The organism is Acinetobacter terrestris (assembly GCF_004331155.1).
GTDB classification, from domain to species: Bacteria; Pseudomonadota; Gammaproteobacteria; order Pseudomonadales; family Moraxellaceae; genus Acinetobacter; species Acinetobacter terrestris.
This window is the reverse complement of sequence record NZ_SJNZ01000029.1, coordinates 19,918-33,756: the sequence shown is the minus strand read 5'-3', so window position 1 is coordinate 33,756 and position 13,839 is coordinate 19,918. Positions and strand designations below refer to the sequence as shown.

The following is a 13,839-nucleotide window of genomic DNA, read 5'->3' as shown; positions in this document are numbered from 1 at the left end:
AATCCTGTCGCACGACGGGTTTAATAAGCTGATGAAATACGGTATTCTGATGTGACAAAACCTGAATCCTGGTCGTTAAAGTGTTTGTTTGCACTCATATTTTAACGATTTGGACTCAGGTTTTTTATTTAAATCAAACTATGGGACAGCAGTGCCCCGAAGGGTGCTTTTTACAATTTAACTCATCAATACACTAAGCATCAATATCCGCATTTAAGGCGTTTTCTTCAATGAAGGCACGACGTGGTTCTACATCGTCTCCCATCAAGCAAGAGAACATACGATCGGCTTCAATCGCGTCATTAATGGTGACTTGCAACATGTTGCGGTTTTCAGGATCCATGGTAGTTTCCCACAGCTGGTCCGCGTTCATCTCACCCAAACCTTTATAGCGCTGGATCATCATGCCGCGACGTGAATCAGCTAAAATATGCTGCCATACTTGATGGAACGTGATGACATTAATTTTACGCTCACCTTTCTGCAAATACGCACCATCTTCAAGCAAACTAAACCAGCTCTTCGAATTTTGCAGTAAACGCTTATATTCACCAGAAGCCAATAGTCCAGAATCAAGTAAATAGGAGTGCGGCAAGTTATGTACATAGATGGTCACACGTGGCCAGAAATGTGCCACCTTAGAACCGTCAGCATGTTCTTTTTCAAACACTTCTAAAGTAATTTCAGGACGTAAACTTGGTTGATATTTTTCAATCGCAGCACGTAACTGTTCAGACCATTGTTTCACATAATCTTCATCATGATTTTGATCAAGTTTGAATGCATCGAGACCCAGTAAACCATCCAGCAAACTTGCAGGATAGCGTACGGTTAAACGGTTCAAACTTTTCTGTGAAACCTGGTAATCTTCAATCACTCTTGCCAGTGCTTGACCGGTAATTGCAGGAGATTCAGCACTGATATGCAAGGATAAATCATCAATCGCATTTGAAATCAGGAAGGTTTCTAAGGCATCATTATCTTTAAGATATTGCTCCTGCTTACCTTTTTTCAATTTATACAACGGTGGCTGTGCAATATAGATATAACCGCGTTCCACAAGTTCAGGCATTTGACGGAAGAAGAAAGTCAACAGCAGCGTACGAATATGCGAACCGTCGACGTCAGCATCGGTCATGATGATGATTTTGTGATAGCGTAATTTATCTGGATTGTATTCTTCACGACCAATACCACAACCGAGTGCAGTAATCAGCGTGCCGACTTCTTGCGAAGAAATCATTTTGTCAAAACGCGCACGTTCCACATTCAGGATTTTACCTTTTAGGGGCAAAATCGCTTGCATCTTACGGTTACGACCCTGTTTTGCAGAACCGCCCGCAGAGTCACCTTCGACCAAGTACAGTTCAGACAATGCTGGATCTTTTTCTTGGCAATCGGCCAATTTACCTGGAAGACCTGCAATATCCAGTGCACTCTTACGACGCGTCATTTCACGCGCTTTACGCGCTGCATCACGCGCACGTGCCGCATCAATAATTTTGCCAGCAATTGATTTTGCCGCTTGTGGATTTTCCAGCAAATAGGCAGAAAATTCCTTGTTCATCGCCTGCTCTACAGCAGGTTTAACTTCACTTGAAACCAGTTTTTCTTTGGTTTGTGAAGAGAATTTTGGATCTGGCACTTTCACTGAAACAATCGCAGTTAAACCTTCACGTGCATCATCACCGGTAACCGCGACTTTTTCTTTCTTCAAGATATTTTCGCTGTCCAGATACTGGTTTAGACCCCGGGTTAATGCTGCACGGAAACCGGCTAAATGCGCACCACCATCTTTTTGCGGAATATTGTTGGTAAAGCAGCGCACGTTTTCTTGATAGGTATCGTTCCACTGTAAAGCGACTTCAACAGTAATCCCTGTTTCCGGCACTTGGCTGGTGAAATGAAAAATATCATTCAAATGGGTTTTGCCCTGATTGATATATTTTACGAATTCAGACAGACCGCCTGCATAATCAAACAGATGTTCAGCATCGATGCGTTCATCACGCAATAAAATACGAACACCGGCATTCAAGAATGAAAGTTCACGCAAACGACGCGCTAAAATATCAACATTGAAAATGGTTTGGGTGAAGGTTTGCGTACTTGGATAGAAACGAACCGTTGTTCCTGTTTCATCAGTATCCCCAATGGCACGTAAGGGATAAACCGGATCGCCATGAGAATATTCTTGTTCGTACACTTTACCGGCACGACGAATATTCAGTAATAATTTACTCGATAAGGCATTTACAACAGAAACACCTACCCCATGTAAACCACCGGATACTTTATAGCTATTATCGTCAAACTTACCGCCGGCATGAAGAATGGTTAAAATAACTTCAGCGGCAGATACACCTTCTTCTGGGTGAATATCAGTTGGAATACCACGACCATTATCTGAAACACTCACCGATTCATCTTCATGGATGGTGACTATGATTTCATCACAGTGACCCGCCAAGGCTTCATCAATTGCATTATCGACAACCTCAAACACCATGTGATGTAAACCTGAACCATCGTCAGTATCACCAATATACATACCTGGACGCTTACGAACAGCATCGAGGCCACGTAATACCTTGATACTAGAGGAATCATAAGCCTTTTCATTGGTTGGTTCTGTTTGAGAAGCAGCTTGATCTTCTGAACTCATGGTTTCTCCCTAGTGAAATATAGGTCTATCCCAAAGATGGGTAAAATCTAAAAAACTATTGCACAACAACTTGAACTTGACCGTTTTCAACATTGAATAATTGATATGAAATAGACAAATCATGTAAATGTTTTTTTACTGATTCATGCTCTAAAGTGGTAATAAAAACCTGACTACCCAGTTGGCTCAATCGCTCAATTAATCGTCGTTGTGCAGTTAAATCTAATTCTGCTGTCACATCATCTAATAATACCACAGTTTCCTTATTACAGGCATGTAGCATTGCAATCTGTGACAGTTTTAAGGCGACAATTAGCAGCTTTTTTTGACCGCGTGAAAGTACCACATCCGCATCACCCAGCGTTGTTTTTAAACGTAAATCTGCACGATGTGGGCCATACTCGGTATAGCGTCGATCGAGGTCCTTTTGATGATGCACGGTTAAATCATGCAGCAAGCCAAGCTCGCTGTGAAAACCCGCAACATATTCCATCTGTATATCCAGATTGGGCAATAACTGTTTTAAATCCTGCTCAAAATAGACTTTCCACTGTTCCACAATTCCACTGCGCTGTGAATGCAGCATTTCGCCATATTCAGCCAGCATTTTATTCCATGGCTCTAAATCATTCAGGCTAAGATTGCGTCTCGATTTCAGCAAACTGTTACGTTGTTTTAGAGCGCGCGAATAATACTGCCAGGCATGATAAAAATCTGGTTCCACGTGGAACATCAGCCAGTCAATCAATTGGCGACGTGGTTTGGCCCCATAGTCGATAATATCGGTACTTTGTGGATCAATGTGCTGCAAAGGCAAGATTTTAGCCAGTTGCCCCTGAGTCGCAATATGATCGCCATTGACCTTAATCAGTTGCTCACCGGACAAGAATTTTTGCATGCCAATCTTTTCGGTCGCAGACTGCGCAAAAACAATCGCGTCGCTTGTTTCATTTTGAATATAGTTTTTCGGGATATGGGTGCGGAAAGAACGTCCGGTCGCCAGCAAATGAATCGCCTCTAGAATCGAGGTTTTGCCTGAACCATTTTGGCCATAAAAGACATTAAACGGCTGCAACTCATGGAGTGCAACCGCTTTTAAGTTTCGAACACGCTCTATATTTAAACGCGTGATAAACATAATTTAATCTTGTTGAAAATCTGCAAATTAAACCCGCATTGGCATGACAACATAGGTTTGATCTTGTTGTGCTGGATCATGTACCAATACCGATTGGTTGGCTTCAGTCATGGTCATATAGACATCATCGCCATCCAAGGCACCCAATACATCCAGCAAATACTGTGCATTGAATGACATTTCCATCGGTGAATCCGCATATTGAATGGCTAGATCTTCAATCGCTTCATCTTGCTCCGGGTTATTGGCGCGAAGCTGCAAAGTGTCAGCATTAAAATTCAGGAATACACCGCGCAATTTTTCATTACTCAAAATCGCGACACGCTGCAAGGACTGTTTAAATACATCATGAGCAATCGATACGTTTTTATCGCCACCACGTGGAATCACACGACGGTAATCCGGGAATTTGCCATCAATTAATTTGGTGGTGAAACGAACCGTGATATTGCCCTGTTCTTTGTCGCGGCTTGGTGCACTAATGGTCACGTTCAATAATTCACGACCAATTAGTAGAGACAATTGCTCGTCTTCAATGCTGAGTAAGCGCTGCAATTCTGCCACTGCTTTGCGGGGCACAATCGCTTGGATGGCTTGGGTAACGGTGGACGTTGCTGCGGTTTCACATAAAGCTAAACGGTGACCATCAGTAGTCACGGCACGAAGCTGGTTTTGATCAATTTCAAGCAGAGTACCGGTTAAATAAAAACGTACATCTTGCACGGCCATCGCGAAAGCAGTTTTTTCAAACAAGCGTTTTAACTCACGCTGAGTTACCGTTACTTGTGTACCTTGAGCATTTTCACTGCTCAATAATGGATAGTCTTCAGCAGGTAAAGTACCCAACACAAAACGGCTATTGCCCGATTTTAAAATGCAACGATCTTCAGTAATTTGCAGGTCAATCAATGCTGCAGAAGGTAATGATTTACAGATATCCATCAGCTTGCGTGCAGGCACAGTGGTTTCGCCCACTTGCAAGCATGCACCTTCAGCCAAGGTCGTACTGGCCACCAATTCCACTTCCAAATCCGAACCGGTGATGGTTAAGGATTCATTGCTGACTTGAATTTTGACATTAGACAGAATGTTTAAAGTATGGCGACGTTCAACCGCTCCTACGACATGTGACAGAACATTAAGTAAGCTTTCTTTCGCGATTTTCAAACGCACGGTACATTCCTCTAACTACTGAAGATAAATAATAAATAAATGTGTTTTTAGCAGTGTACTATGCGGCAGAATATGCCGCATTGCAAGAATAGAATTTGATCAAATTCGATCAACTTTGCAACAAACGTTGCAGGTTTTTATAGTCTTCATTAAAGATCGGATCTTGTTCACGCAGGCTCAAAACTTTCTCACAGGCATGCATCACGGTACTGTGATCGCGCCCCCCAAATGCCATACCAATTTCCGGAAAACTATCACCGGTCAATTCACGTGCAAGCCCCATCGCTAACTGGCGTGGACGGGCATAAATACGGGTACGTTTCGGACCGACAATTTCTTTGAGCGGAATACGGAAATATTCACTCACCACCCGTTGAATATTTTCAGTACTGATGGTTCGGGCACGAATCGCGAGGACATCCTTTAACGATTCCCGGACGACTTCCAAATCAATCGCGGTGCCTTTAAAACGTGAAATAGCCACGACTTTATTCAGTGCACCTTCAAGTTCACGCACATTGGCAACCACCTGTTGTGCCACAAATAAAGCACAATTGCGCGGCAGCTCCACCCCGATGTTTTCCGCTTTTTTCAGCAGAATTTCGATACGGGTTTCAATATCCGGTGGTTCCACACCCACAGACAAGCCCCAGGAAAAACGTGAAACCAGACGTGCATCCAGTTCAGTCAGTTCTTTAGGATAACGATCCGAGGTTAAGATGATCTGCTTCGACTCATCCAGCAAGGCATTAAACGTATAGAAAAACTCCACCAAACTGGCTTCTTTGCCGGCCAGCAAATGAATATCATCGACCAACAACAAATCCAGCGAGCGGCAATTTTTCTTGAATTCTTCTACCTTGCCTTGTTGCAATGAACTGACAAAATCTTGCACAAAACTTTCAGCAGTCATATACATCACGCGCGCATTGGGTTTGGCTTGCAATAAAGCATTCCCCACCGCTTGCATTAAATGGGTTTTACCCAGACCTGTCGGACCATATAAAAATAAAGGGTTATGTTGCGAAGCGCCTAATTGGGTTAAAACCTTACGACAGGTTTCAGCAGCCATCTGGTTGGAGCGGCCTTCAACAAATAACGAAAAAGTAAATAAGGGGTTCAATAAGCGCTTGCGGCTATTTTTAGCAGGCGCGTCTTCTTTTTCTTTTCGCGGTCTGGCCATCGGCGTGGCAACCGATTGCAAAGCAGCAGTCGTGGTTGCCGGTTGTTCATGGGCGGACAGAATGGCACCTGGACGGGAATCGACCAAAATTTCAACTTTGCGCACTCGGCCTTCGGACATTTGCTCTGCCAGAATCGTGATCAGCTCAAGATGATGTTCTTGAATATAACGGGTCCAATACGGATTCGGTGCATAAAGTTTTAATGTGTCGTTAAGCTCTTCGGCAACCAATGGGCGAATCCACATTGTAAAGACATTACCCGAAAGCTCTTGTCGCAAACGAGTTAAACAGTCTGTCCAAAGCATGTAAAACCCCTATTTATTCCATTAATTATAAAAAATCATTTTGAGCCCGACCAAGCGGGTCGCCATTCTATCGAAGTTATCCACATCTGTCATGGCAAAATTAAAGAAATATCACTTAAAAAAGCAAAATTCAGTCTAACTTTAAATTTAAATCGCGATGTGGATAACCTTATCCGCAAGCTGTGGATAAAATATATCATAAAGTTATCCACAAATTAACCAGCTTATAAAAACATGGATATCCACAAGTTAACTTCATGTTTATAAAAATTAAAAATAGCTTTTCCACAGAAAAACGGCTCCTTAATAGTAATAACTTTAAATTTATAAATTTGAATTTAATTATAAGAACCCTTGTGAATGGGGATAACTTTAAATATTTTTAAATTTAAATTCAAAAGTCTGGAAAATAATCTTATCAACATTAAGTTGTGGATAATGTTGTGAATATTTCTGTTTATAACTTATGTTATATTATTAATCAACAACTTATATTGTGTGTAAAATTAAAACAATTTTTAATGTGATAAACAAACTTGATATTCTTCATTTTAAAAAAAAAGCCCTTATTTTGAAAGAAAGTTTGTTTTTGATTGACAGCTCACCGAATGACCACTAAAATCGCGAACCTTCATAGAAGATCATTTTTGGAGTTTCAATATGAAACGTACATTCCAACCATCAGAATTAAAGCGTAAGCGTGTTCATGGTTTCCGTGCTCGTATGGCTACTAAAGCTGGTCGTCATGTATTAGCTCGTCGTCGTGCAAAAGGTCGTCATAGCTTAACTGTTTAATTAGTTAAGTTATTACGATTTTGGGTGTCATGACACTTTATGGCTTCAGCACAGACGTACGCATACGCTGTGCTGCCGATTATAAAAGTGTGTTTGATGGTGCGCTTTTTAAAGTGCATCAACCCCATTTCTTATTTTTGGCAAAAAATTCCGAACAGCCTTGCAGCCGTTTGGGTATTGTTGTTGCCAAGAAAAAAGTGCGTCGTGCACATGAAAGAAATAGAGTAAAACGTCTTGCTCGCGAAAGTTTTCGCCTGCATCAGCAGCAATTAGATTTATTAGATATTGTGGTCATGCCTAAAGTCGGCATTGAAGCAATCCCTAATGCAGAATTGCAACAGCAATTACAATTTGCTTGGCAGAAATTGCAACGCCTTGCCAATAAGCATAAAAAGATAGCTCCCTCCCCACAAAAGTAGAGAAGGCCAATGGTACGTTTACTGCATTGGTTGATTCGATTCTATCAGATCGCGATTAGTCCTTTATTGGGACCCCGTTGTCGTTATATTCCAACATGTTCTCAATATTCTTTAGAAGCAGTCCATCGTTATGGTGCTGTGCGTGGTGCGTGGTTAGCTACTCAACGTATTTGTCGTTGTCATCCTTGGGGTGGTTCGGGGTATGACCCTGTTCCGCCAAAAGCAATTCGTTTTATTTCATTTCAGCAAATGGATTCTCAAACGCTTCACGTTGCTGTACCCTTTCGTGATCGTTTATTGAACCGAAATCACTCTAACTACTTGGGATAAAAGATATGCAACAATGGGCCAGGTTTGCAATTCTAGGGGCTATGTTTGTCGTCGCATATTTGCTTATTTTGGCTTGGCAAAAAGATTATGGTCATGCAGAGACTAAACCGCAGCAAGATGCTGCCGTGGTTTCGCATGAAGTATCTGCAGATTTGCCAAATGCTCAAACAGCTCCAGCAGCGTCTGACGTGCCTCAAGCAAATATTGCCACTCAGCAAACTACAACAGATGTCACTGCACCTGTAAGTCAACAGCTTATTTCAGTACAAACTGACCTTTATCATCTTTGGATTAATCCTAAAGGTGGTGACATTGTTCGTATTGAATTATTGAACCATGATAAAAATAAAGACAGTGATGAACCGTTTGTCATGCTGGAAAGCGATGAAAAACGTACTTATGTTGCTCAGTCTGGCTTGATTGGTTTAAATGGACCGGACAGTAACCGTAATGGTCGTCCAGTGTATGAAGTTGAAAAAGCAGCATATAGCTTGGCTGATGCAAAAGCTGAACAAAGCAAAGATGGCAAAGCGGTTAAAGTTTTATCGGTGCCAATGGTTTATAAAACCGCTGATGGTGTAGAAATCATCAAAACCTTTACCTTTAAGCAAGGTGAATACCCGATTATTGTTAACCACAAGGTTGTGAACCGTAGTGCTCAGAACTGGCAAGGTCAAATGTTTGGTCAAATCAAACGTGACAATTCGGATGATCCGGGTAAATCTGACCAGGGCATTTTCACACTGGGTACATTCCTGGGTGGTGCTTGGGGTACGCCGGATGAGCATTATAACAAGCTTAAATTTGACAACTTCAATGAAGAAAAATTGAATGTGGAAGCCAAAGGCGGCTGGGTTGGGGTTGTGCAGCACTATTTCGTCAGTGCCTGGATTCCAGGTGATCTTAAACTGACTCAAGCCAATGGTCAGCCGTATAGTGCCAAACTGGAATCGCGTCAATCGACAGACAACATGAATATTATCGGTTTCACTTCACCGATGATCAATGTGCCTGCCGGTACTGCAGCTGAATTGGATGCAACCTTCTATTCAGGTCCTAAAGTTCAGTCTGAACTGAAAGATCTGGCGATCGGTTTAAATCAAACTGTAGATTATGGCTGGTTATGGCCTATTGCTAAATTATTGTTCGTTGGCTTAGAGTTCTTCCACGGATTAGTGGGCAACTGGGGCTGGGCAATTATTTTATTGACTATCTTGGTGAAGTTAATTCTTTGGCCATTATCTGCTAAGAGCTACCGCTCTATGGCAAAAATGCGTGTGATTGCACCTGAAATGCAGCGTATGAAAGAAGAGTTCGGTGAAGACCGTATGCGTTTCTCTCAAGAGATGATGGCACTGTATAAACGTGAACAAGTCAATCCGCTTGCAGGTTGTTTGCCACTGTTGATGCAAATGCCGATTTTCCTTGCACTGTACTGGGTATTGATGGAGTCAGTGGAACTGCGCCATGCACCGTGGTTGGGCTGGATTCAAGATTTATCTGCAATGGATCCCTGGTTTATCCTGCCGTTATTGATGGGCTTGACCATGTTTATCCAACAGTCTCTAAATCCGCAACCGGCTGATCCGATGCAGGCGAAAGTCTTCAAAATCATGCCGATTATCTTCACCGTATTTATGTTGTTCTTCCCTGCGGGCTTGGTAATGTACTGGATTGTCAACAACAGTATTACTATCTTGCAGCAAAGTTTGATCAACAAAGGTGTGGCGAAAGAACGCGAAAAACGTGACGTTGTTTAAGTAACGACTGATTGCGAAGAGCTGAATAAATCCGCTTAAGATGGTAATCTTAGGCGGATTTTTATTTGGCTGTGATTTGGGATTTTTTAGGTGAATTTTATGCAAAACCGAACAACGATTGCTGCAATTGCAACTCCGCCTGGCCGTGGTGGTGTGGGGGTGATTCGTCTGTCAGGTCCAAAATCCTATGCCATTGCAGAAGCCTTAACGCAAAAGGCTTTACCCAAAGCCCGCTTTGCCGGTTTCCGTCAGTTTTATGATGCAGCGGGGGAAGTCATGGATGAGGGTTTGGCCATTTGCTTTCCCAACCCCAACTCCTTTACCGGTGAAGATGTGGTGGAGCTGCAAGGTCATGGCGGTCCGGTGATTCAAAATGCTTTGCTGGGGCGTTTGCTGGAACTGGGTGCAATTGCTGCCAAAGCCGGTGAATTTTCCATGCGAGCCTTTGAAAATGGCAAGCTGGATTTGGTTCAGGCCGAAGCGATTGCCGACCTGATTGATGCAACCTCACAAGCAGCGGCACGTTCAGCAGTACGATCTTTGCAAGGGGCTTTCTCGACCCGAGTCAATACCGTATTAGAGAAACTGATTCATCTACGTTTGCATGTGGAAGCGGCGATTGATTTTCCGGAAGAAGAAATTGACTTCTTGGCCGATGGCAAAATTTTGGCCTTGCTTGAAGATGTGCAAAGTTCAGTGACTGCAGTACAAAAATCTGCACGCCAAGGCCAGTTGCTGCGTGAAGGTTTGCAGGTGGTGATTGCCGGTAAACCGAATGCCGGTAAATCTTCCCTGCTCAATACCTTGGCCGGAAATGAACGTGCCATTGTGACTGATATTGCCGGTACCACCCGGGATGTCCTGCATGAAAAAATCACCTTAAATGGCTTGCCAATTACGCTGACGGATACTGCTGGTCTGCGTGAAACCGGAGATATTGTCGAGAAAGAAGGCATTCGCCGCGCGATTAAAGAAATTGAACAAGCGGATTTGTTGCTGTTGGTGTATGACTTAAGCCAGGGTGAAGATCCTTTGCAACTGGCCCAAAACTATTTTGCCGAGCATCTGGAACCACGCCGTCTAATGCTGATTGCCAACAAGTGTGATTTAACCGGTACTGCTGCTGAAATTAGTGATTATCAGGGCTTCCGTCATATTACGGTGTCTGCCAAGCAGGAAACGGGTGTTCAGTCGCTTATAGATGCGATTACAGCACATGCAGGCTTCCAGCCAGAAGAAGATACCTTCATTGCACGTACCCGCCATTTAGACGCAATGAAACGCACTCAAGTGTACCTTGCAGAAGCGCATGAGCAGTTGGTGGTGTATCAGGCGGGTGAGCTGGTGGCGGAGTCTTTGCGTCTGGCCCAAAATGCCTTGGCTGAGATTACCGGTGAATTTAGTGCAGATGATTTGTTAGGCAAAATCTTCGGATCATTCTGTATTGGAAAGTAATTTAGTAAATTAAAAAAACCGCCTTTATGTGAAGGCGGTTTTCTTATGCCAAAATATCAGCGCAAGACAGATTAAACCAACCCCTAGGCAGAATCCTAAAACACCCGTGGTTAAACCAAAATGATCGGCTAAATACCCCACCGCAATAATCGGCACAATCGTGCCCAAGTAACCAATAAATAAATAGGTCGACATCACAGCTGCACGGTTATCTGGGGTGGTCATCTGGTGAATTAAGCCGAATGCACCCAATAAGCCCAGCCCATGACCTACACCGACCAGAATATCGCTGATAAAGAACAGAATACTCCACTGCATGCTCATGCATAAGCCCAGTAAAACAAAGCTTACGACCAAGGTGATCAGCCCTAAAATCAAACTTTTAGCGGGAAGCAGACTTTTAGCAGAAAATTGTACGACAGCAGAAACCAGTAAAATGCTGGCAATGGCTGAACCGCTGACCAAAGGCCCATGCCAGGGAATCAGGTCTTTCACAAAAGAGGGTGAAAGCGAGGCAAATAAGCTAAATGCACCAAAAGCACTAAATGCAGTCAAACCGGCAATAAAAAATAGAGCTTGATGCTGAATGGCGGGTATTTCCAAACGTGGGGCGATTGAAAAAGGCTGGACTTTAAATTGAGGGGCTTTAACCAGAAATAAACCAAAAAAGCATAAAATGGCAGCGGCAATAACCGGTAAATAAGGCGTAACTAAGGGCTGGTTGGAGAACTGGGCAATCAGTCCGCCAATAAACGGTCCCAGGCCAAAACCAATCACGGTAATGATGGAACTTAATTGCGGTGCATTTTGTTTATGACTGTCTGGAATGGTGGTGATTAAGCCCAGCATCGCAGAGGTGCTGATCAGTCCAGATGCAATCCCGATAATAAAGCGGCCCAAAGCCAGCCAAAGCGCATTTGATGCAATCGATGAGAGGGCTAAGCCCAGGATCACGAACACAATCCCGATTTGTAAGGTGGGTCGGAATCCAAAACTGTTGCTGCTTCGACCCAGAAATAACAAGGTTGCCAGACAGCCAAACATATAAGCTACAAAGATATAGGTAATATGGCTCGGCAGTAGATGCCACAGTTGTTGATAGATCGGATATAAAGGACTCGCGAGCGCGGTGCCAATGGTTCCAATACACAGTGCCAGGCTGACCATTAAAAACGGTCGCCATGATTGTTGAGTCGTCATGTAGGGCCACAGAAACACCCGCCATAGGGTTGAAAATGGCGAATATTTGGAGAAAAAAAAGAGCTTTAGATTAATTGTTATTTATCTAAGACGTCAATTCATAAGATGTAAACCATTTAACCATAACGCTTTAATAATTTTAAAAATTCAGCAAGTTCTTGTTCATTAATTTCAGTTTGTTCACCCATCACGTGATGACGCAAATGTGATTCGATCAATTCGTTCATCAGACCGTTCACAGCGCCTTTAATCGCAGCGACTTGCTGTAATAGCATAATGCATGAATGCTCAGGGCTGTTTAAGGCTTGCTCGACGGCATTAATTTGCCCTTGTAAGCGTTTGACTCGATTTTGAATTTTCTTATCCTGATGTAAATGGCTCAACACAACACTCCAAAAATAAATATACTATGGGGGAGTATATTTAAACGCTAAGATTATGCAAAAAGCCCCATTGACCAGAATACACGCTCATCAGTTTGATGAAGGTAATCCCCTCGCCCAAAAACGAATTCTATTGGCGACTATTCTAACGGCAGTGATGATGCTATTAGAAGTGATTGGTGGCTGGATTTACAACTCTATGGCCTTGCTTGCCGATGGCTGGCACATGAGTTCGCATATGCTGGCCTTGGGACTGGCTTATTTTGCCTATCGTTCTGCGCGCCATTATGCACATGATGCCCGATTCAGTTTTGGTACCTGGAAAATTGAAATTTTAGCCGGATATAGCAGCGCGATCTTGTTGATGGTGGTGGCGATCTTTATGGCCTTCCAGTCGATAGAACGACTCATAAATCCCATCGATATTCATTATAATCAGGCCATTCCCATTGCAATTTTGGGCTTAGTGATTAATTTAATCTGCGCCTGGTTACTGCATGATGACCATCACCATCACCATCACCATCACCATCACCATCATGAACATGAGCACACTCATGCACATCACGACTTAAACCAGAAAGCGGCATTTATGCATGTGGTGGCAGATGCGGTAACTTCAGTATTCGCGATTATTGCGCTGTTTGCTGCAAAGTATCTGGATTGGGGCTTTCTGGATGCTGTACTCGGAATCGCGGGTTCAATTCTAGTGGCAAAATGGGCCATTGGCCTGATCAAAGAAACTGGGAAAACTCTACTCGATGCGGAAATGGATCATCCCGTGGTTGATGAAATTCGGGACGTAATTGCTGAGTTTTCTGCGGTAGAAATCACTGACCTGCATGTCTGGAAAGTGGGGAAAGGAAAGTTTTCCTGCATTTTGGCCTTAGCAACCGATTCCAGTTTGAACGCCGACCAAGTTCGTGAAGCACTTTCTATTCATGACGAAATTGTGCATGTGTCGGTGGAAATAAATCCGCTATAAATCAGGTCAATGTTCCACGTGAAACCTTGATGATGATATGTGTGCTT

11 protein-coding genes and 1 pseudogene are annotated in these 13,839 nt (G+C 43.1%); 6 read left to right on the top strand and 6 right to left on the bottom strand.

Annotation, left to right across the window (positions count from 1 at the left end; all coding sequences use genetic code 11):
- Positions 1 to 193 precede the first annotated feature (193 nt).
- From gyrB to dnaA, 4 genes are all read right to left on the bottom strand, one after another.
- Entirely contained in the window at positions 194 to 2,665 is a 2,472-nt protein-coding gene (gene gyrB, locus E0H81_RS13760; RefSeq protein ID WP_131319695.1) for a DNA topoisomerase (ATP-hydrolyzing) subunit B, read from the bottom strand.
- 55 nt (positions 2,666 to 2,720) lie between these two features.
- Positions 2,721 to 3,803 (bottom strand): DNA replication/repair protein RecF, encoded by a 1,083-nt coding sequence (gene recF, locus E0H81_RS13755; protein ID WP_131319693.1) that lies wholly within the window; start codon positions 3,801 to 3,803, stop codon positions 2,721 to 2,723.
- A gap of 27 nt (positions 3,804 to 3,830) precedes the next feature.
- Positions 3,831 to 4,976 (bottom strand): DNA polymerase III subunit beta, encoded by a 1,146-nt coding sequence (gene dnaN, locus E0H81_RS13750; RefSeq protein ID WP_131319691.1) that lies wholly within the window; start codon positions 4,974 to 4,976, stop codon positions 3,831 to 3,833.
- 109 nt (positions 4,977 to 5,085) lie between these two features.
- Complete coding sequence (gene dnaA, locus E0H81_RS13745; protein ID WP_131269281.1) at positions 5,086 to 6,465, bottom strand: chromosomal replication initiator protein DnaA; 1,380 nt, start codon at positions 6,463 to 6,465, stop codon at positions 5,086 to 5,088.
- A gap of 660 nt (positions 6,466 to 7,125) precedes the next feature.
- Here dnaA and rpmH point away from each other — a divergent pair.
- The 5 genes from rpmH to mnmE all read left to right on the top strand — a co-directional run bounded on the left by rpmH (position 7,126) and on the right by mnmE (position 11,224).
- Positions 7,126 to 7,260, top strand: coding sequence for a 50S ribosomal protein L34 (rpmH, locus tag E0H81_RS13740; protein WP_039620401.1), 135 nt, complete (start codon positions 7,126 to 7,128; stop codon positions 7,258 to 7,260).
- Positions 7,261 to 7,289: 29 nt separating this feature from the next.
- Positions 7,290 to 7,679 (top strand): ribonuclease P protein component, encoded by a 390-nt coding sequence (gene rnpA, locus E0H81_RS13735; protein WP_131269282.1) that lies wholly within the window; start codon positions 7,290 to 7,292, stop codon positions 7,677 to 7,679.
- Positions 7,680 to 7,688: 9 nt separating this feature from the next.
- A complete protein-coding gene (gene yidD, locus E0H81_RS13730) occupies positions 7,689 to 8,009 on the top strand; it encodes a membrane protein insertion efficiency factor YidD (protein WP_131269283.1) in 321 nt (106 codons plus the stop codon).
- Positions 8,010 to 8,014: 5 nt separating this feature from the next.
- Entirely contained in the window at positions 8,015 to 9,769 is a 1,755-nt protein-coding gene (gene yidC / locus E0H81_RS13725) for a membrane protein insertase YidC (RefSeq protein ID WP_131269284.1), read from the top strand.
- A 99-nt stretch (positions 9,770 to 9,868) separates the two neighbouring features.
- Positions 9,869 to 11,224 (top strand): tRNA uridine-5-carboxymethylaminomethyl(34) synthesis GTPase MnmE, encoded by a 1,356-nt coding sequence (gene mnmE, locus E0H81_RS13720; protein ID WP_131319689.1) that lies wholly within the window; start codon positions 9,869 to 9,871, stop codon positions 11,222 to 11,224.
- Between the two features lie 24 nt (positions 11,225 to 11,248).
- Here mnmE and E0H81_RS13715 read toward each other — a convergent pair whose 3' ends face one another.
- Both E0H81_RS13715 and E0H81_RS13710 read right to left on the bottom strand, forming a co-directional pair.
- Entirely contained in the window at positions 11,249 to 12,424 is a 1,176-nt protein-coding gene (locus E0H81_RS13715; RefSeq protein WP_449189879.1) for an MFS transporter, read from the bottom strand.
- Positions 12,425 to 12,540: 116 nt separating this feature from the next.
- Positions 12,541 to 12,807, bottom strand: coding sequence for a metal/formaldehyde-sensitive transcriptional repressor (locus tag E0H81_RS13710; protein ID WP_131319687.1), 267 nt, complete (start codon positions 12,805 to 12,807; stop codon positions 12,541 to 12,543).
- Positions 12,808 to 12,862: 55 nt separating this feature from the next.
- Here E0H81_RS13710 and dmeF point away from each other — a divergent pair.
- Positions 12,863 to 13,821, top strand: a pseudogene (gene dmeF / locus E0H81_RS13705) (CDF family Co(II)/Ni(II) efflux transporter DmeF); the annotation flags it as partial.
- Positions 13,822 to 13,839 lie beyond the last annotated feature (18 nt).

What these genes read in the sequence shown, in the direction of transcription:
- rpmH (WP_039620401.1), top strand. Translation starts at nt 7,126, where the DNA reads ATGAAACGTACATTCCAACCATCAGAATTAAAGCGTAAGCGTGTTCAT.
- recF (WP_131319693.1), bottom strand. Translation starts at nt 3,803, where the DNA reads ATGTTTATCACGCGTTTAAATATAGAGCGTGTTCGAAACTTAAAAGCG.
- yidD (WP_131269283.1), top strand. Translation starts at nt 7,689, where the DNA reads ATGGTACGTTTACTGCATTGGTTGATTCGATTCTATCAGATCGCGATT.
- gyrB (WP_131319695.1), bottom strand. Translation starts at nt 2,665, where the DNA reads ATGAGTTCAGAAGATCAAGCTGCTTCTCAAACAGAACCAACCAATGAA.
- rnpA (WP_131269282.1), top strand. Translation starts at nt 7,290, where the DNA reads ATGACACTTTATGGCTTCAGCACAGACGTACGCATACGCTGTGCTGCC.
- mnmE (WP_131319689.1), top strand. Translation starts at nt 9,869, where the DNA reads ATGCAAAACCGAACAACGATTGCTGCAATTGCAACTCCGCCTGGCCGT.
- E0H81_RS13715 (WP_449189879.1), bottom strand. Translation starts at nt 12,424, where the DNA reads ATGACGACTCAACAATCATGGCGACCGTTTTTAATGGTCAGCCTGGCA.
- yidC (WP_131269284.1), top strand. Translation starts at nt 8,015, where the DNA reads ATGCAACAATGGGCCAGGTTTGCAATTCTAGGGGCTATGTTTGTCGTC.
- dnaA (WP_131269281.1), bottom strand. Translation starts at nt 6,465, where the DNA reads ATGCTTTGGACAGACTGTTTAACTCGTTTGCGACAAGAGCTTTCGGGT.